Annotated in this window: 18 protein-coding genes and 1 pseudogene; 8 read left to right on the top strand and 11 right to left on the bottom strand. The window is 40.8% G+C overall.

Going from position 1 to position 19863, the window contains the following annotated elements; all coding sequences use genetic code 11:
• Positions 1-327 precede the first annotated feature (327 nt).
• The 7 genes from MKI79_RS04815 to MKI79_RS04785 all read left to right on the top strand — a co-directional run bounded on the left by MKI79_RS04815 (position 328) and on the right by MKI79_RS04785 (position 8526).
• Positions 328-1314, top strand: a complete 987-nt coding sequence (locus MKI79_RS04815) for a patatin-like phospholipase family protein (protein WP_241570926.1) — start codon at positions 328-330, stop codon at positions 1312-1314.
• Positions 1315-1529: 215 nt separating this feature from the next.
• On the top strand, positions 1530-3572 hold the full coding sequence (locus tag MKI79_RS04810; RefSeq protein WP_241570925.1) for a UvrD-helicase domain-containing protein: 2043 nt from the start codon (positions 1530-1532) through the stop codon (positions 3570-3572).
• Positions 3573-3631: 59 nt separating this feature from the next.
• Positions 3632-4084 carry a dUTP diphosphatase gene (gene dut, locus MKI79_RS04805; RefSeq protein WP_241570924.1) on the top strand — a complete coding sequence of 151 codons (453 nt, stop codon included), beginning with the start codon at positions 3632-3634 and terminating at the stop codon, positions 4082-4084.
• A gap of 37 nt (positions 4085-4121) precedes the next feature.
• Positions 4122-5573: a phosphomannomutase/phosphoglucomutase gene (locus MKI79_RS04800; protein ID WP_241570923.1), complete on the top strand. Its 1452-nt coding sequence runs from the start codon at positions 4122-4124 to the stop codon at positions 5571-5573.
• A 17-nt stretch (positions 5574-5590) separates the two neighbouring features.
• Positions 5591-6490, top strand: coding sequence for an acetylglutamate kinase (gene argB, locus MKI79_RS04795; RefSeq protein WP_241570922.1), 900 nt, complete (start codon positions 5591-5593; stop codon positions 6488-6490).
• Positions 6491-6661: 171 nt separating this feature from the next.
• Complete coding sequence (locus MKI79_RS04790; RefSeq protein ID WP_241570921.1) at positions 6662-7522, top strand: GNAT family N-acetyltransferase; 861 nt, start codon at positions 6662-6664, stop codon at positions 7520-7522.
• A 155-nt stretch (positions 7523-7677) separates the two neighbouring features.
• Positions 7678-8526, top strand: coding sequence for a class II glutamine amidotransferase (locus tag MKI79_RS04785; RefSeq protein ID WP_241570920.1), 849 nt, complete (start codon positions 7678-7680; stop codon positions 8524-8526).
• 87 nt (positions 8527-8613) lie between these two features.
• Here MKI79_RS04785 and MKI79_RS04780 read toward each other — a convergent pair whose 3' ends face one another.
• The gene (locus tag MKI79_RS04780) at positions 8614-9819 is read right to left on the bottom strand and encodes a hypothetical protein (RefSeq protein WP_241570919.1); all 1206 of its coding nucleotides are present in this window, start codon (positions 9817-9819) and stop codon (positions 8614-8616) included.
• Between the two features lie 240 nt (positions 9820-10059).
• On the opposite strand from MKI79_RS04780, the gene MKI79_RS04775 reads away from it, so the two are divergent.
• Entirely contained in the window at positions 10060-11253 is a 1194-nt protein-coding gene (locus tag MKI79_RS04775) for a helix-turn-helix transcriptional regulator (RefSeq protein ID WP_241570918.1), read from the top strand.
• 57 nt (positions 11254-11310) lie between these two features.
• On the opposite strand, the gene MKI79_RS04770 is transcribed toward MKI79_RS04775, so the two are convergent.
• The 10 genes and pseudogenes from MKI79_RS04770 to MKI79_RS04725 all read right to left on the bottom strand — a co-directional run.
• On the bottom strand, positions 11311-11757 hold the full coding sequence (locus MKI79_RS04770; protein WP_241570917.1) for an Mpo1 family 2-hydroxy fatty acid dioxygenase: 447 nt from the start codon (positions 11755-11757) through the stop codon (positions 11311-11313).
• 186 nt (positions 11758-11943) lie between these two features.
• Positions 11944-12570, bottom strand: a complete 627-nt coding sequence (locus MKI79_RS04765; RefSeq protein WP_407651553.1) for a septal ring lytic transglycosylase RlpA family protein — start codon at positions 12568-12570, stop codon at positions 11944-11946.
• 348 nt (positions 12571-12918) lie between these two features.
• The gene (gene mltB, locus MKI79_RS04760) at positions 12919-13914 is read right to left on the bottom strand and encodes a lytic murein transglycosylase B (protein WP_407651552.1); all 996 of its coding nucleotides are present in this window, start codon (positions 13912-13914) and stop codon (positions 12919-12921) included.
• Positions 13915-13978: 64 nt separating this feature from the next.
• Positions 13979-15124, bottom strand: a complete 1146-nt coding sequence (gene rodA, locus MKI79_RS04755; RefSeq protein WP_241570916.1) for a rod shape-determining protein RodA — start codon at positions 15122-15124, stop codon at positions 13979-13981.
• 281 nt (positions 15125-15405) lie between these two features.
• The gene (locus MKI79_RS04750) at positions 15406-16071 is read right to left on the bottom strand and encodes a hypothetical protein (protein WP_241570915.1); all 666 of its coding nucleotides are present in this window, start codon (positions 16069-16071) and stop codon (positions 15406-15408) included.
• 43 nt (positions 16072-16114) lie between these two features.
• Positions 16115-16936 carry an NADPH-dependent 7-cyano-7-deazaguanine reductase QueF gene (gene queF, locus MKI79_RS04745; RefSeq protein WP_241570914.1) on the bottom strand — a complete coding sequence of 274 codons (822 nt, stop codon included), beginning with the start codon at positions 16934-16936 and terminating at the stop codon, positions 16115-16117.
• A complete protein-coding gene (locus MKI79_RS04740) occupies positions 16936-17709 on the bottom strand; it encodes an ABC transporter permease (RefSeq protein ID WP_241570913.1) in 774 nt (257 codons plus the stop codon). Before MKI79_RS04740 ends, queF begins: the two co-directional genes overlap by 1 nt.
• Positions 17706-18641: an ABC transporter ATP-binding protein gene (locus MKI79_RS04735; protein ID WP_241570912.1), complete on the bottom strand. Its 936-nt coding sequence runs from the start codon at positions 18639-18641 to the stop codon at positions 17706-17708. The genes MKI79_RS04740 and MKI79_RS04735 overlap by 4 nt, the downstream gene beginning before the upstream one ends.
• Before the next feature lie 207 nt (positions 18642-18848).
• The gene (gene rlmH, locus MKI79_RS04730; protein WP_241570911.1) at positions 18849-19328 is read right to left on the bottom strand and encodes a 23S rRNA (pseudouridine(1915)-N(3))-methyltransferase RlmH; all 480 of its coding nucleotides are present in this window, start codon (positions 19326-19328) and stop codon (positions 18849-18851) included.
• A gap of 120 nt (positions 19329-19448) precedes the next feature.
• Positions 19449-19727: pseudogene (locus MKI79_RS04725) on the bottom strand (integrase core domain-containing protein); the annotation flags it as partial.
• Positions 19728-19863: the final 136 nt, after the last annotated feature.

Here is a 19863-nt window from a genome sequence, read left to right as displayed (position 1 = left end):
CAGCATTCCTTCTATGTTTAGGGATGAAAATTGAATGAAAAATTCAGATACAATACATGTTATAAAAACGCTTGCTATTTTAGCGCAAAATTGCCTTAGACAGATATTAATAATCACGCAAAGACAAAAAAAGTTTTCATAAATCTTACGTTAGCGGTTTGTTGAAAAAACCTTAATCGGAAAAATATTGAAAAGAAGAAAAATGTGTTGAAAATAACATTTTTCAGCAATTCTTCCATCGAAGATTCGCAGTAAATCCAGTAGCATGCGTTCTGCATATTTCCGAAGCTATTTCTATGACATCAGTTTTTCACGATCACTTCAATCATGCTTAAAGCCATTTCCAAGTTCAGTCTACTTTTTTTGATTCCGAGTCTGTGTTTGCATGCTGCACATGCTCAAAAAGCGAGTGCACAAAAAGAAAGTGCACAAAGTCCGAGTGCACAGACATTGCCGTGTCAGTGGAAAGCGGTGAGCTCAGAACATCAAAAGCCAAAGCCTAAAGTTGCCTTAGTGCTCGGAAGTGGCGGGGCACGTGGCTATGCGCACATTGGCGTGATTGATGTGCTTGAGCAGAATGGTATTCGTCCCGATATGATCGTTGGCACCAGTGCGGGCAGTATCGTTGGTGCGATCTATGCTAGCGGTAAAACGCCTGAGCAGATGAAAAACATTGCCATGGATCTCAAAAGTGACGACGTGCGAGATTTTACTTTGAGTAAGCAAGGCTTTTTTAATGGGCAGAAAATCGCAAACTATGTCAATGCACAAGTGGATAATACCTTACTTGAAAATATGAAGATTCCATTCTATGTGGTGGCCACGGAATTAAAATCTGGACAAGATGTGGTTTTTCGACAAGGTGATACAGGTAAGGCGGTGATGGCTTCGACCAGTATTCCGAGTATGTTTGTGCCAACCAAGATCGGCGAGCAAGAATATGTTGACGGTGGGTTAGTGCATCCAGTGCCTGTGTCTATCGCCAAGCAACTTGGGGCAGATATGATCATTGCTGTGGATATTTTGGCACGTCCAGAACATACCGAAACCTCGAATGTGTGGGGATTGTTTAACCAAAACATTAACATCATGCAAAATCGCCTCGCCGACTACGAAGTCAAGCAAGCGGACATCGTGATTCGCCCTGATATTCGAGAAAAAGCCCATGTATTCTCGGTTGGCTCACGCACGCAGACTATACAAGCAGGGGAAGTGGCAGCACAAAACCAAATCGATCAATTGCAAAAAGCTTTAATAGCTAAGAAAAATCAGTTGCAAGCTGAGCACGATGATTTACAAGTTTGTCAGCACTGATATTTTGAAATCTTAGCATCATCAGCATTTGAAAATGACGGATTGAGCACGGCACAATTTGACGGCATGTGTTTGGCATTTTCCGATTAGTCATTGCAACTAAAACGCAAGGCTCTATAATTTGCTTTTTAAAAATCGAACTGCAAAGTTTTTCATTGTATTGATTGAGAATGCAATAACACATGTTGCTGTCAATTTAATTTTTAGGTGTTTGAATGTCTGTGGGTAGCCTGCTGAACGAGAAACAACAAGAAGCCATGCGCTATACGCAAGGACCGCTATTGGTATTGGCGGGTGCAGGTTCAGGCAAAACCTCAGTCATTACGCAAAAGATTGCCTATCTTGTGCAAGAATGTCGTATTCCTGCACATCGTATCACCGCAGTGACCTTTACCAATAAAGCCGCTCGTGAGATGAAAGAGCGTGTCACTCGCCATCTATCCAAAGAGCAATCTAAAGGTCTGAGTGTGTCGACCTTCCATACTTTTGGTTTGAATTTGCTACGTATCGAACTAAAACATACGCCACTGAAAAATAATTTTTCTATTCTAGATGCCGATGACTGCAAACGAATTCTGATGGATTTGATGCATCGGGACAATCTGGCAAATGCAGATAGCAAAGAACTGATCGCCAAAGCCATGAAGAAAATCTCGGATTGGAAAAATGATCTGATCTTGCCTGAGCAAGCGCATGTCACCTGTGAAACTGAAGAAGATGTACAATTGGCGCATCTTTATCAACTCTATGAGCGCAATCTGCGTGCTTATAATGCGGTGGATTTTGATGACTTGATCGTGCTCCCGACACGACTTTTACAAGACAATGCCGAAGTGCGTGACAAGTGGCAAAATCGTGTGCGCTATTTACTCGTCGATGAGTATCAAGATACCAATACCGCACAATATATGATGGTGAAATTACTGGTCGGCGTGATGGGACAGTTCACTGCTGTAGGTGATGATGACCAGTCGATCTACGCATGGCGTGGTGCAAAGCCTGAAAATATGGCACTGCTCAAAGATGATTTCCCACGTTTAAAGGTGGTGAAGTTGGAGCAGAATTATCGCTCGACCAATGTCATTTTGAATGCTGCCAATGCGGTGATTGGCAACAATCCGCATATTTTTGAAAAAGCCTTGTGGAGTGATAAAGGTCGTGGCGAAGCGATTCGAGTAATTACCTGTCGCAATGACGATGATGAAGCGGAACGTGTGGTCAAAGATTTGATTACGCACAAGCTGATGAATGGTAAAAATTGGAAAGATTATGCGGTGCTGTATCGTGGTAATTTCCAATCACGAGTGATCGAAACACAGCTACGTCAGATGCAGATTCCTTACAAGCTTTCGGGTGGTCAATCGTTCTTTGCTCGGGCAGAGATTAAAGACATCATGAGCTATCTGCGCTTGATCATTAATCCTGAAGATGACAGTGCATTTCTACGCATTATCAACACGCCAAAACGTGCGATTGGTCCTGTGACCTTAGAAAAGCTCGGCTTATTTGCGCAGGAAAATCATTTGTCTTTGCTTGGTGCATCTGCGGATCAACGCCTTGCGATGGTCTTGCCGAAAAAAGCCATGAGCCAGTTACATGAGTTTGCCGAGTTTATTCAACGCTTTACCGAAGAATTACATGATCATGATGATCCTGTACCGTTGGTGCGTCAGTTCATTAATGAAGCGGGTTATGTCGATTATATTCGTGAAAATGCTGCCACACCTGCGCAAGAAAAGTCGAAATTCGACAATATCGAAAGCCTATATAGCAGTATCCAAAATCTGATCAATAAAGCCGAAGATGTTGATGATCGCAATATTGAAAGTGCGATTCGTAAATTGGTGTTGATCGACATGCTGGAACAACAGCAAGAAGAGCAGGATCAAGATAAGGTCAATCTACTGACTTTGCATGCGGCGAAAGGCTTGGAATTTCCTTATGTCTATATGATGGGCTTAGAAGAGGAGTTGTTACCACATCGCAACTCGATCGCCAGTGAAACCATTGAAGAAGAACGCCGTCTGATGTATGTGGGCATTACTCGGGCGAAGCAAGGCTTGACCATGACTTTGGCAGAGCAACGTAAAAATGGTGGACAAATGAAACAAATGACGCCAAGTCGCTTCTTAGATGAATTGCCACAGAATGATATTGAATGGCTTGGTCGGAAAAAGCCTGCGGGTGCGACGGATGTCGATCCTAAAGAGCAAGCTCGCCGTGCCATTGAAAATTTGAAAGCCTTGATGAAAAGATAATTGTAGTCATTAAAAACGCTATCATTGATCAAATTTAGTCAGAAATTAAAGGAAATAGCATGAAAGTCCAAGTCAAAGTATTAGATCAACGTCTCGGCACACAGTGGGATATGCCAACCTATGCAACCGTTGGCTCGGCAGGACTTGATCTACGTGCCTGTTTAGATGAGGCGATTACCATTGCTGTCGGTCAGACGGTTTTGGTGAAAACAGGTTTGTCGATCTATATCGAAGATCCGCATTTTGCAGGTTTGATTTTGCCACGTTCAGGGCTGGGTCATAAGCACGGAATTGTACTTGGTAACTTGGTTGGTTTAATTGATTCAGACTATCAAGGCGAGCTGATGGTATCGGTGTGGAATCGTGGGCAGGCGGATTTTGTCCTTGAACCGGGCGAGCGTTTGGCACAATATGTGGTTGTCCCAGTGCAACAAGTGCAGTTTGATATTGTTGAAGAATTTGAACAATCAGAGCGTGGTGCAGGTGGCTTTGGACATACTGGTACAAAATAATATTTATAGTGGTTATTAATGAGTTAAACGCTAAGCGATGAGTGAGCAATTCCAATCCACGAAAGTGGCATCTGTACCTCGACAAATTTTCCGAGCATATGATATTCGGGGAAAAGTTGCTCAGTTGTCAGATGGATTGGTCGCTCAAATTGGTAAAGCACTCGCCACACAGTTTATCCGCGCCAATCAACAGCAAGTCGTTATTGGCTATGATGCACGGTTAAGCAGTTGCGAATTCTCAGAAATCATCACAGCACAATTGACCGCATCTGGGCTGGATGTTGTTCAAATCGGTTGTGTCAGTTCGCCATTACTGTATTTCACTGCCAAGCGTTTTGGTGGTAATGGCATCATGATCACCGCAAGCCACAACCCTGCGTCAGATAATGGCTTTAAATGGTTGTGTCAGCATCTTCCGCCAACGGTAGAACAGATTCAACAGGTCGCTGATTTGATCGAATCACAAGATTTTCAAAGCTTCTCTCATCGTGGCAAAGTCACCACCATTGATGCAAAAGCAGACTATTTTTCATACTTAAAGCAAGATATAAAATTACAAAACAATCATCATATTTGCGTTGATGGTTTGCACGGTTCGGCAGGTGAAATTGCGCAAATCGCCTTAGAAAATCTTGGCTGTAAAGTGACCGCTTTAAACTGCTATGCAGATGGCAACTTTCCACATGGTGCACCTGACCCAAGTGATTTTAAACGCTTAACAACATTACAAAAAGCAGTGATTGAGTCAAAATCTGTGATGGGTATTGCCTTAGATGGTGATGGCGATCGTGTGGTGATCATTGATGAACTCGGTCAATTGATTAGTCCGGATCGGTTGATGTGTGCTTTTGCCAAAATTTGTTTAACTGATCAAAAAGTAAAGCCGTCTGCTGAGATCGTCTTTGATGTGAAGTGTTCGACGATGATTGCACAAACTGTTGCTCATTATCATGGTCGTAGTCATATGCTTCGTACAGGCAGTAGTTTTTTAAGACATTATATTGCTAAGCAGTCTGCGGTATTTGGTGGGGAATACGCAGGACATTATGTATTTAACGATGGTCGTGGTCTAGGCTATGATGATGGCTTGTATGCGGCACTGCGTTTACTGGAATATCTTGAATCAACCCAACAAAGTCTAAGTGAATTATTGGCAGAATTTCCTGAACGTACCTCAAGTCCTGATATCTATATTGATGCGAACGGTATAGATCGTGAGCAACTTTTTGCGCATATACAGGATTATATTCACAATAATTTAAGTCAGGTCGATGCACAGTCGATGACATTAAGTTGTGTCGATGGCATTCGACTGGATTTTCCATATGGTTTTGGCATTATCCGTGCGTCCAATACAGGTGAATATTTTACCGTACGTTTCGATGCCGATGATGCGCTCTATTTGGCGAAGATTAAAGCATTTTTTGTCGAGATGGTGCATAATATCTCACCGCATTTTGCCCAAGCCTTACAAGAAATTGCGGCTTAAAAGTTCAGGAGTATTTCGTGTCAATCAATCAACTTGGTGTTGATAAAGCCAAAGTGCTTATCGAAGCCTTACCTTATATCCAACGCTTTTCAGGGAAAACCGTTGTGGTGAAATATGGTGGCAATGCCATGACTGATCCTGAACTGGAAAGCTCATTTGCACGAGATATTGTGCTGTTAAAAACCGTCGGTATCAATCCGGTGGTGGTGCATGGTGGTGGTCCGCAAGTGGACAATCTACTCAAACAACTTGGTCGTGTATCTGATCGTATTGATGGTATGCGAGTGACTGATGCACCGACTATGGAAGTCGTAGAAATGGTGCTTGGCGGTAGCGTCAATAAATCTATCGTTAATCTGATCAATAAACATGGTGGACGTGCTATCGGTCTGACAGGTAAAGATGGTAATTTACTTCGTGCCAAAAAACTGTTGATTGATAAAGTCACCGACAAAGGTACTGAACAGATTGATCTTGGCTTAGTTGGTGAAGTTGCAGGCGTGAAAACTGATGTCATCGACATGTTCTTGCACAGTGACTTTATTCCTGTGATCGCACCGCTTGGTGTCGATGAAGAGGGTAATACCTACAACATCAACGCCGATTTGGTTGCAGGAAAAGTTGCAGAAGCTTTAAGTGCTGAAAAGCTGATTTTGCTCACTAATATTACAGGTGTTCTTGGTGCAAACAAAGAATTGCTCACAGGTCTAAATACCCATGATGTAGATGAGTTGATCGCTACAGGTGTGATCTACGGCGGAATGATTCCAAAAGTGACTTGTGCGCTTGATGCAGTCAAAGGTGGCGTAGTGAGTGCGCATATCGTTGATGGTCGTGTGCCACATGCTAGTTTATTAGAAATTTTCACCGATCATGGCGTAGGTACGCTGATTTCTAACCGTTTAAATAAACATTAATTTCAAGCTGATTTTAAGTGTTTTGAAAAGGTCGCTAAGTGCGGCTTTTTCTGTTTTTTGAGTTGAAGACTTTTATTTGACTGTTTTTTGAATTGTCATTAATCGCTCATGATTTAGTCATCTATTTGTCATCTGTCGCTTCTATCGTAAGCAAAACGAGGAGTGAACAATATGTTAGAAAAACTCAATCAATTTCGCCCAATGCTACCATCACCAAAACAATTCCCTTTTGCCAAAAATCTTCCCCTGCCTAAAGGCAACCCTTTATCGAATTTTCCATTAGCCAATAAACTGCCACTGAATAAAAATAAAAACCAACAAACCCAATTTCGATTTGAATGGGTCGATGATTTAAAACAACTCCGTGAAGTCCAACAATTCCGTGCAGCACAATTTTCTGATCAATTTGGCATCTCTTTCGAGCAAGAGATTGATCAAGATATTTATGATTTTGGCTGTGAACATGCGGTGCTTCGTGAAAAATGGTCAGGTGAAATCGTTGCTTATACACGGTTAAAATTATTCCAAGGGCATGAAGTTGGGCATAGTTATAGCGCCCAAGAGTTTAATGTGATTCCACATCTTGCACATTGTTCGAACATTGTCGAAGTCGGTCGTACGTGTGTGCATCCACGATTCCGTTCTGGTAAGGCATTGTCAATGTTATGGCTCAATCTTGCACCAAAAGTGTTATGGAGTATGCGAGCTAAATATCTTATGGGCTGTGTCAGTATTCGCTTGGAAGGTAATCTAGCGCGTGCTTACCACACGCATCAGCTATTACAAAATCTAAGTCCTGAGCAAAGCATTGATATTCAGGCATTAAATGCATTCACACCACAAATGCCAAGTTTCAGCTTGCCACATGAGGAGCGTATACCGAAGCTATTCGATGTGTATTTGAATATGCAAGCGAAACTTTCTAAGCAAGCTTTTTATGATGAAGTTTTCAACTGCTTAGATTATTTCGTCTACCTTGAAATGAATGAAGCAGCAAAAAGCTTTGTCATGAATAAAATGATTCAGCGTTAAGACGGGATCACTTTTATATCAACGCTGGATATGTATATTCAAAAAAAGACTTGAGCAGACACAACAATATTTCATATATTGGATGAAAGACAGCTAAGCTAGAAGTATTGACTTTAAGCTTCTGTAAGACCAACCTCCCAAAATAGTGAAAGCTTATGTGTCAATTGCTCGGAATGAATTGCGCCACACCTACCGACATCGATTTTTCGTTTCGAGGATTTTCGCAGCGTGCGGGTGTCACATCGGATCACTCTGATGGTTTTGGTATTGCTTTTTTTGAAGAAAAAGCCTGTCGATTGTTTGTTGACAATCATTCTGCTTTAGAGTCACCGATTGCAAATCTCATTCGTAATTATCCGATCAAATCACGCAATGTGATTGCGCACATTCGAAAGGCAACTCAAGGCAAAATTAACTTAGAAAACTCTCATCCATTCGTGCGAGAGCTGTGGGGTAGACAGTGGATTTTTGCCCATAATGGTGACCTTTTAAATTTTAATCCCGAGCTCACAGGTCGATTTCAGTCTGTAGGGGATACAGATAGTGAGTTGGCATTTTGCTATGTGCTAGACCAGTTGGCGCTGAAATTTGGCAATGAACATCCAAGCCTTGAAGATATTTTTGAATATTTACAACAGATTTGTCCTAAGGTTGCAGAGCACGGCACGTTTAATTTTTTCTTATCTAATGGACAGGCTTTATTTAGTTATGCCACCACCAAGCTTCATTGGCTCATCCGTGAATATCCGTTCCAGCATGCGAAGCTGATTGACTTAGATGTTGATATTGACTTTAGCACAGTGACGACATTAGAGGATCGTGTGGCAGTGATTACCACAGAGCCATTAACAGATAATGAGATGTGGCAGGCTTATCAGCCCGGTGAGATGATTTTATTTAAAGATGGCAAAATTGAGCTGCAAGCAATAACACTGGTTGAGCGTTTGGAACGTGAAAAGCATGATCCGAGTTTGGTGAGAAAGACGCGTGCGGATCTGTATTAATGTTTAGATATTTGATTGCTTTAAAATCGATTTAAAAAAAGACCACAGAGAGTAATTATCACTGTGGTCATTGATATTATCGTGAAGTTAAATAATACGGTTTATGGTAAAAGTTCCTTCACTTGCAGGACTAAACTGAAATTCATTACCTTGAATACTAAACGGTAACGTTTGCCCTTGCTGGTTATCAGATAGACCAGCGCAGTCATTGGTATCAATACTTACATCATGAATAATAAGATTTGAGCCGGTAATGGTATATTTTCCGGATTCAATTCCTGCACCACCACAAGGTGAATCGCCAATTTCTACTTGATCATCACCTATTGGATCAAGCATAAAGTAAGTCCCATTTTCTAGGAAGCTAAAGACTTGTCCCTTACTGTACTGCCATGAACCAATGATTTGGTTGTCTTGATTTTTAACTTTTGTAAAGATATAAGTTTGTTGAATATCGGGCTCAGTTAAAATCAGATCTGTGCCGTCAAAGTTTAAGTGATGCAAGCCGACAGGATTAGATAATCCCCACTCATCATTTGTATCAATATTGATAGATGGTGTTAAGCTCGTAGTTACAGCATTCCAGTTGATATCACCCGCTTCAAGTCCAGGCTGACCTGCTTGGTCTTGTGCGGAAAATTCACCGAGTAGATACTGTCCATCTTCATCTATATATATCAAGACATTAATGGGCGTACCGCTTTGCTGATTAGAGTATTGCCACACACCAGAGATGTCTTTATAAAATGCGTTCTGGAAGTTTGCCATTGCTTGACTAGGGGAAACGACTGTTTCTAATCCAGCTTGAGCCATTGTGTCCACAAATGTAGCATCGCTAATGAAATCTTCAGGTGACTGTTCAAAGTCGATGCTTTGATTTGCTAAAGCTGTACTCACTGTGGTTGAAATACTAATGCCATTATCATGCTTACCATCGCTATCTAATGACTGTAAAAATACCAAAAGATTAGTTCTAGAATTCTCTGATTCAGCTAAATCTAATGGTGTGATACGAGCAACTGCATCGATGGTTTCGCCGAGTTGCACATCACCGATTTTGAAAGTAACTTGATCTCCATCTGCATAGCTAAATTCACCATTTTCATTGGTAGTGCCTGTAAGACCACTACTGGTCGTATAGCTTACTCCTGCAATATCCCCATCTGTAAGTACTCCAGTATTTGTATTGCCTTCGGTTTCACCCTCTGATTCATTATTTGAAGAACTAGAATTGCCCCCACCACAGGCAATGAGGCTCATCGTGAGCATAGAAATTAAAAGCGTCTTTTTCATCGTGATCATCCTTTTTTTAAATCGTCATTACATACTAATAAAATATATTTTTTATAAATATCCTTAAATGGGGATGTTATTTGTATTTAAATCATCTATTTATCTTAATTTTATTATAAGATTATGAAATGTAAGGTGAATTAAATGCAGTTACAAAAGTTAAAACTAGAAAAAATTGCAAAAAATTTGTATAACTGAGTCTTAGATTATTTATAAGTATATTAATTGGGGAGAGTAGCCATGTCTGATTTTGAGCGAGAAAACGAACTCATTGGAACGATCTATGACGCCTCTATGAATTCAGCGCTATGGTCGAACGTACTTGAGGAAATTGTAGATTATACCGAGAGTAAAACAGCGATTTTTACCGTATGCGATCAACTCAACCCCAAATTTGATTTTGTTTACTCGTTTAATATTCCAGAAGAAGGCTTGTTAGCTTATGCAGATGAACAAGTCAAAGTCATTGATATGAAATTACATACGCCACATTGGCAAAGTGTTGGCTTAGGTGGCGCTGTAAAACAAGATTTCACTTCTTACGCAACTATGCTCGGAACTGATGAGTATATCTTTTATGAAAAGTGTTTAAAACCGACTGGGATCAGCCACGTCTGTGCGGTTTTACTTGAACAGGCAAAGTACCAATGGGCAGTGTTAGCAACGCATCGTGCAGCAACTGCAAAGCCTTTTGAGAAAACTCAACTAGATATTTTAACTCGGTTGGGTGTACACCTTAGAAGGGCTCTACAGATTCATCGACAGCTCAGCACAGTAAAACAAGAAAATCAAAATTTATCGAGTTTGTTGGATTATATTCGAGTAGGCGTAATTATTTTAGATCAAGATAGTCGTTTAGTTTACGCAAATAAGAAAGCACAGAGCGTATTTGAACATTCAACATATATATCCATAGATCGTTTTAATCGTTTAAAAGTGAACGTGAGGGATCAGGCGACCCTTGATCAATATATTTTAAGTGCATTATTTCAAAGAAATATTACCAATTTCAATGATAGTGAGGTTGGTGGTGTAATGTCGCTGAACGATGAAAGTGATCAAGATTCCATATTAATTTCTGTAGTGCCATTTTCGAATTTACAGAATCATGTCGGGCTAAATTCAGGATACAGTGAAAACTTGCAGACTCAATCACCGCAGGTTGCCATTTTTTTAACAACTCCAAATCATCAAGTGTACTTGGCGAAACAATATTTAATGACGCATTATCAACTTTCTAATCGAGAAACAGAGATTTGCGAATATTTTGCTCAAGGTTTAGATTTAACGCAGATCGCCACGCAGTGCGGCATTACATTGAGCTCGGTGAGAACCTATTTAAAGCATATTTTTATTAAAGTAGGTTGCAAAAGTCAGGCAGAATTAATGCGTAAATTGCTGAATTACTCAACCAGTTTTCAGCATATTCATTGAGCCATTCTATTCATTCGGTCAGTAATGAAAGCGCGATAAATATGCTGATTTGTTTCATTAAGAAAGAGCAGGATTGCGAAAGCGCCATTTAGGTAGGGCTTTGCCCAAAAACGCATCCATACACCACGCAGGACCAACGAGAAGGAATTGTAAATCTTTAAAGAAAGATGGCTTTTTACCTTCTACTTTGTGTCCATAAAATTGACCAATCCAAGCAATCAGAAACATTGCAAAGTAAAAACTCTTACCGACAGGCAGAATGATTACCAATGTCGTCATCATCGCAAGCAAGGCCGCCATAGCGATTGCCAGTACCAAATCCAATCGAGCATAAAATACGAGGCTTAAAACCAATAATAAAGCGGTAAGCAGGGCGCTAAAGTGCATCAGAATACCAATAATGGTAAAAAGGATCGCAGGAACACAAACCCAGTGAATTACCTTATTTGTCGCATTCTGGTGGCTCTCGTTATATTCAGATAGCCAATCTTGAATTGTTTTCATCACGCTCCCTCGCATTGCAGTCAACTCTATCTTTAATGTATCGTCTTGCGTAAGAAACTGCAATATCAAAACAGGTCAAATACTACGAGTGAGTTAGGTTTTATGTGTAGCAATTCATTTGAGAATATAAGGCGTATAAAAAAAGCCACTTAAAAAGTGGCTTTTGGAACATTTTAAAAATCATAATTAAGAATTCGGACCTTCAACACGTTCGATAGATACTTTACCTAAACCTGCACCAGTAATACCGATCGCTTTGGCAGCACCGTAAGATAAGTCAACAACACGATTGCCATGGAATGGACCACGGTCGTTAACTTTAACAATTACGCTCTTACCGTTACTCTTATTCGTTACACGGATATAGCAGTTCAACGGTAGGGTACGGTGTGCAGCAGTCATGGCGTTCATGTCGAAACGCTCACCGCTTGCAGTTTTACGGCCATGAAACTGGCGACCATACCAAGATGCCACACCACTTTGCGTGAATTTTTTCACAGTGTTTGAGGCAACAGTATTCAATTTTTCAATGATGCTGGGCTCTTCAGGCACTTCGACTTTGGCAGCGACCACTTGTTTGTTAATCACACGGTTGTTTGCTGACTCAGTAATGCTTAAACCAGTCAAAGCATCACCATTTCCTTTAAATAAGCTATCACTTAAAGCTTGGAAATCTTTATCGAGGACTTTAGATGCCAAATTGGTTTTGTCTGTTGTATTGGCTAAATTGGTAGTTGGTAATAATTCAGCTTGGCTTTGAGATGTAAAACCAGCTGCAACGATCAATAAAAGTGTACTTAAAGACTTTTGCACGCGACGACTCCTAATATACGACCAATATGTGACTGAAATTGCTTAAATAAAAACCTAATTCTTTATTTAAGATTGCTTCCAGTGCATTGATCGCATAAACAATATGCATGATGCGATCTTCAGAATTGAGTGGATAGTAATGGTTCGCTTTTGTATTTGTCTATGTCTAAACTGTATAAATTTGCAAAAAGTAACTTTTTCTCGCAATTTGTGGCTAAATAATAATCAAAAGTGTAACAAAATATTTAAAATAGTCTAAAACTCAAACTGCGTCGCAAAATATTGTTTGACTTTTTGAAAAGTGTCAAAAAATTAGAGCTTCTGACACTTTTTGTTGACCCGCAAAACTTAACGATTTGCGACTTCTTCACCGAGTTGCCATACTGCAGAAACATACATACGACTTGGGTTATAACCAATGATGCTAATGAAGTTTGGGTAGGTGATCCAATACTGCGGTCCTGAAACTTCATCAAGGCGAATCACGTGTACCATATCCATCGAGTCGAGTTTGACTGTTGGGTTAATCGGGCGAACACCAAGTTTGCTAAGCTCACCAACCAGATATGGTTTTGCTGTACGCAAATCAGGTGCAATCACTTGAGTATCATCGATACCTGTATAGATCGCACGAATAGCTACAGGTTGACCTGTTTGCCAACCATGCTTAGAGATGAAGTTGGCGATTGAACCGATCGCATCTACAGCCGAGTTTTCAAGATCAATATGACCATTGCCATCAAAGTCGACACCAAGTTTGGTAATATTGCTTGGCATGAACTGCGGAAAGCCAATTGCACCTGCATAAGAACCTTTCACGCTTGATGTGACTCGCCCATCTTGATATGTCCATGCAATGAGGGCAGCAAGCTCGTCTTGGAAATAATCAGCTCGACGTGGATAACCAAAGGCGAGGGTCGCTAGCGCATCACGTGTGATGAATGAACCTTTATTGGCACCGTAGCCTGTTTCTACACCTAAAATGCCTAAAATGATTGACTGAGGAACACCATAAGTTTGTTCTGCACGACGTAGCGCACTGGCATATTGATTTTTAAAACGCACACCACGTTGAATCGTGCCTTCAACCAAGAAGTTTTCACGATACTCATACCACGGCTTACTTTCGCCAGGTTTTGCCATAATGCTTAAGATGCGATCAATATTTTGTGCACCTGACATGGCATTATCAATTTGCGCAGAAGTTAAGCCATGTTGTTGCATTGCTTTGGCTTTGAATGAGAGATAGTTTGGATGGGTAATAAAGTCGTTTGCAAAGCTTGCTGTGATCGAAAATGCGCCTAATCCCAATGTGAGCATGGCTTTTTTATAAAAATTCAACATTTAACTTATTCTCCATTATAAATTAAAAAAGATTGTGGCAACTTGCGAGCATTTGATGAGATCGCTAGCGATGCGTATGGATCGACATGATCACACCAAAAGAGGCCATCAAGGTAATAATTGCCGTACCGCCATAGCTCATAAAAGGTAGAGGCACACCAACTACGGGTAAGATACCACTAACCATCCCGGCATTCACAAATACATAGACAAAAAACGATAATCCTAACGCACCTGCAACAAGGCGTCCATAATTGTGAAAGCTATGTAAACTGATTTGGAAGATGCGAATAATCATTGCAAAGTAGATCGCCAATAATATCAGCAAGCCGATGTAGCCAAATTCTTCAGAAAATGCGGCAATAATAAAGTCGGTATGACCTTCGGGTAAGAAGTGCAAATGTGCTTGCGTGCCTTCTAAGTAGCCTTTACCTGAGAATCCACCAGAACCAATCGCCGTCTTGGACTGAATAATATTCCACCCAGAACCGAGCGCATCTGCTTCAGGGTCTAATAAGGTCAACACTCGGCGGCGCTGATAGTCATGTAATAGAAACTGCCAAGCAATCGGAATAATCACCGCAACCGCACCGACAGCAGCCAAGATCAAACGCCAAGACAAGCCACTTAAAAACAGTACAAACATACCGCTTGCGAGCACCAGTAGCGAAGTCCCTAAATCAGGTTGCTCAGCAATGAGTAAAAAAGGTACACCAATAATAATGAGGCTAATGAATACACGTTTGAAACTTGGTGGTAAAGGATACTGTGACAGATACCATGCCACCATCATCGGCATACCGATTTTTAAAAATTCACTGGGCTGAACACTGCCAAAACCCGGAATATCAATCCAACGCTGTGCGCCCATACGCACTTCACCAAACAAAATCACAGCGATCAGTGATAACACACCAATCCCATAAAAGTAGGGCGAGAAGCCTTGATACATCTTTGGTGGGATTTGCGCCATAAATAGCATCACCACAAAACCAATACCAAAGCTCATGGCTTGTTTGAGTACCAAGCCACTATTTTCAGCAGATGCACTATATAGTACCGTCAACCCAAGTACCGCATTAAATGCCAATAAGCCAAGCAGCCACGGATCGAGGTGGATGCGTTCCCATAGTGAAAGGGGGTAGCGAGAGCTTGTGCCATCTCGAGGTGCATGACGTAAGAAGCGATTGTGATGAATGCGATAAGACATGGCGTTCAAGATAATTGGTAGCGGAAAACGAATGCAAAAAATGAAGTATTGTTTTGAGATAAAACAAGTCGTATATGCTAACACAGCTAAAAAAATTGATTAAGAAATCTCATCGAGAAAAGTAAAATATTATGTTTAGGAATTTAGACGCTTAGAAAGAATAGATGTTGAAACTAAGAAAATTAAAATTTAAAAAATGAAAAGCCTAAGCAAACAATAGATCACTTAGGCTTTTGCGACTTGATTTATATCAGTATATTTTTATCAATATACCTATAAAGTTAGTTGGTTTGATGAATCAACTGACTATGGTGATGTGCCAAAATCTTTAGCTCTTCGTCAGTTAGTGCAGGGATTAACTTATTAATCGCAATATGCACCGCTTTGCTGACAACACCTGCACCGACATCGGCAGCTTTACGTTTGATCATGCCAAGATCAAGTGTCTTGTTAAAATCAACCATAAAATGTTTAACCATCAAATCTGCAAACTGCTTATATTGTTCAGTCAATGCAGGTTTGATTTTGCTCTGATCTTCACCTGCGAGAATCGCAGCAAAGTTGCCTTGCATTTGTGCAACAAGCGCACTGTTCAATGGCGAGCCAACACGAAGCTGTGCTTGGGCATCATGGAAAATACTGCCTTCGATAAAATCAAGCGAAGCGACAATTTTTTCATTCGGAGTTTTGCTGAGTAGTTGTCCCAACAATGCACGGACAGTACTTTTGACATAACCGACTAATTTCTCAGCAGTATCTTTACGGTCACTTGGTGGAAACTCTTTTAGACCATCGCTCAAGACACGATCTAACAACTCATCGTTGAGTGCCAATGCGATTTTATCTCGGAGTGGATACATCGGTTCAGATGCATTACGACTGCGCTGAGCTTGTTGAATATCACCGAGTAGTGAAGGGGATGGGATAAATCCAAAAAAACTTGGCATTGTTCTTCCTCAATCAATTTCCATTAGGGTCTGTTGTTCTTGCTTATTGTCGCGCTAATCTAAGCGGACTTGGCATCCATGACAAATCTGATACACGGCACGGATTGATATCCAACCCACCTCGACGTGTATACGCGGCGTACACCATGAGTTTTTCAGGTTGCAATTGTGTCCAAATATCCGCAAATATTTGTTCAACACATTGCTCATGAAAACCATTGTGTTCACGGTAAGAGATAATATAGGCGAATAAATTGGCTTCAGAAAGCTTTTTTCCACGATAACGGATCAATAAAGTGCCCCAATCAGGCTGATTGGTGACAGGGCAATTACTGCGTAATAAATGTGAGTAATAGCTTTGTTCGATGATTTCATTGTTGGGTTGTACTTCACTGTCTAAAGTCAGCAATGACGCATCGGGATGATAAACGATGGTGCTTGGCTTGTATTGATCAAGGCAAATCCCATGAGGTCGATCTACGGTGAGCGCATCAACATCGAATAATTCAAGTTTGATCTCTGCATGGGCAGCTTTGGATAAGTCAGTTTCAACCGTATCAATAAAATCTTGTCGTGCATAACGCTCAAAATTAAAACTATTAAAGTACAGTTTTAAGGATTTTGATTCGATCAGGTGACTTGATGTTGCAGGAATATGTAAACGACCAATCGCAACTTGCGGAATGCCATCTAAGTCTAACCATGAGATTTCAAAGACATGCCACCAGTCGATGCCTTGTGCAATGCCTGTGACATCCTTATACGCTAGGCGTGCATCACCACGTGCGATTGGAAATAAAAGCTCAGGGGCATATTTCGTTGGGTATTGAGTGTCTTGACCCAAAAGCGACGCATCAACTGACATTATTCACGCATTCCTGTACCACGGCTTAATAAATGATATGCAATAGCGTACATCATAAAACAGCCCGCACTAATCACCATCAAAGAAACCCAAACATTGACATCACTGTGCCCCAAGATGCCATAACGAAACGCATTGACCATATACACGATCGGATTGAGTAAAGACACATTTTGCCAAAATGGACTGAGATTACTAATCGCATAGAATACACCACCGAGATAGGTCAGCGGTGTCAATACAAAGGTCGGAATGATCGAGATATCATCAAATGATTTGGCATAGACTGCATTAATAAATCCACCTAATGAGAACATCATTGACGTGATGAGCACGGTATACACCGTCACAAAAATATTAAAAATGTTCAGATGCGTAAATAATAAACTCACGATCGTGACGATAAAGCCAACGCAGATCCCTCGTGCTACGCCACCAACGACAAAACCAAGTAAGATCACATGATTTGGCACGGGACTGGTAACCAGCTCCTCGACACTACGTTGAAACTTCGCACTAAAGAAACTTGATGACACATTCGAATAGCTATTGGTAATCACTGACATCATGATCAAACCTGGCACGATGAATTGGATATAGCTAAAACCGCCCATATCACCAATGCGAGAGCCGACTAAATTTCCAAAAATCACAAAATATAAGCTCATGGTGATCGCAGGCGGTAGAAGCGTCTGAGGCCAAATCCGCATAAAACGGCGAATTTCTTTACGGACGATAGTCAGGAATGCGACGCTGAGTTGTTGACGGTTCATGCGTTCGCTCCTGTCAGATTTTTTTCTACCATATTTACAAAGAGCTCTTCGAGTCGGTTGGCTTTGTTCCGCATACTGCTAATGATGATGCCGTTGGCTTCAAAGATCGCAAACAAATCATTAATCGAATGGGCTTTATCCATCGTGACTTGCAAGGTGCTCGAATCAATTAAATCGAATTGGAAACCAATAATATTTAAATCAAAGTTTTCGATTGGTGCTGCCAAATCAAAGATGAAGGTTTCCACAGAAAGCTGATTTAAAAAGCTTTTCATACTGGTATCTTCTTTGATCTCGCCACGGTCGATGATGGCGATACGGCGACAGAGCATTTCTGCCTCTTCAAGATAATGCGTGGTGAGAATTATTGAGGTGCCATTTTGATTGAGCTCAGTCAAAAAATCCCACATCGAACGACGTAGTTCAATATCAACACCTGCAGTCGGTTCATCCAAAATCATCAGCTGTGGTTCGTGCATCATGGCACGAGCGATCATCAAGCGACGTTTCATACCGCCTGAGAGCAGGCGAGATTGGGTATTACGCTTTTCCCAAAGTCCGAGCTTTTCGAGATAATGTTCAGCACGTTGCTCAGCAAGTTTTTTCTCAATGCCGTAGTAGCCTGCCTGTGTGACTAAGATGTCAAATGTCTTTTCAAACTGACCGAAGTTAAACTCTTGCGGGACGACGCCAAGATGTTGTTTGGCTTTAGAAGAAAACTGATCAAGGTCATAACCAAAAATATTGACGCTACCTGAGGTCTTTTTGGTCAAAGAGCTAATGATGCCGATGGTGGTCGATTTACCTGCACCATTTGGACCAAGTAGCGCATAGAATTCGCCTTCTGGAACGGTGAGGTCAATTCCTTTGAGTGCTTGAAAACCATTTTTATAGGTTTTATGCAAATCTTGTAAGACTAAGGCATCGGTCATTCTATGCACCCTTTTTTAACAGTGGATTCAATAAATAGCGGTCAATTCAAGAACGGATGTGCAATCCGACAAGGATATGAGTCAAACCATTTAAAGCGCACTATTGTGCGCCAAAATTGATCATAAACCAAGAGCTTGCCACACAACATAACAAAGCAGAATTCACAATATGATTTGGTTTAAATGCTATGACTTAAGCTCGATGACTTATGCTCTATGGTAAGGATGATTATGATTAATACTCATCGCTCGATACAGTTGTTCAATCAGAATAATGCGTACCATTGGGTGCGGTAAGGTCAATTTGGATAGTGACCAATGCCACGTTGCTGCTTTACGTACTGCATCAGATAACCCATCTGGACCGCCAATCGCAAGGACAATATCAGCACCATCAAGTGCCCATTGTTGCATGGTTTGTGCGAGTTTTTCTGTTGAAAGCTCCCGACCGCCAACTTCGAGGGCGATCAGCATTTCACCTTGTTTGATATTGGATAAAATCGCTTCACCCTCGATCTGACAATATTTCAAAATATCTGCATCGGAATCATTTTTACCACGCTTTGCCATGGGTAACTCGATCAATTGCGTCGTGACAAAAGGCTGAATGCGCTTGAAATAATCTTCAAAAGCAGTATAGACCCAAGCAGGCATTTTTTGACCAATGGTTAAGATGCGGATTTTCATAAAAATAATCATTAAATAATCATTTTGAATTATAGCATTTAGTTTTGTTGATGTTGTTGTTGCAAAATCAAATAGGTCAATTACTTTTTGTCTAGTCCTGAAATAAGTTGACACTTATTTTCAACTATAAAACGCCTGATGAACCTCATTGGGCGTTTTGTATTTTAAGGCAAGGTGAGGTCGCTTTGTATTGTAAATGTCTACAGACTCAGCAACCATTTTGATTGCTTCTTTAATATCAGTAGGTTTGTGTAATAAATATTCATTTTTTAAAATACCATTGATCCGTTCAGCTAGAGCATTTTGGTATGAGAAACACTGTTTCACAAGGTATCCATCTGTCATGGAACATTCAACGCCATGCTGTTTATGAAACGACTGATATTTCTCAGAACAATATTAAATCCCCCTATGAATAGCCACCAAAATTCTAGACACACATAACCATCTTTTGATGGGCCTTTTCATAATCTAATGGAGAACGTTGACCATTGGAACCATGTCTACGTTTTGAATTGTAGAACATCTCAATATA

Origin of the sequence: Acinetobacter sedimenti (genome assembly GCF_022601685.1) — a bacterium.
Taxonomy (GTDB): domain Bacteria; phylum Pseudomonadota; class Gammaproteobacteria; order Pseudomonadales; family Moraxellaceae; genus Acinetobacter; species Acinetobacter sedimenti.
Note: the sequence above shows the minus strand (reverse complement) of the source record. Positions and strands in the feature narration are given on the sequence as shown.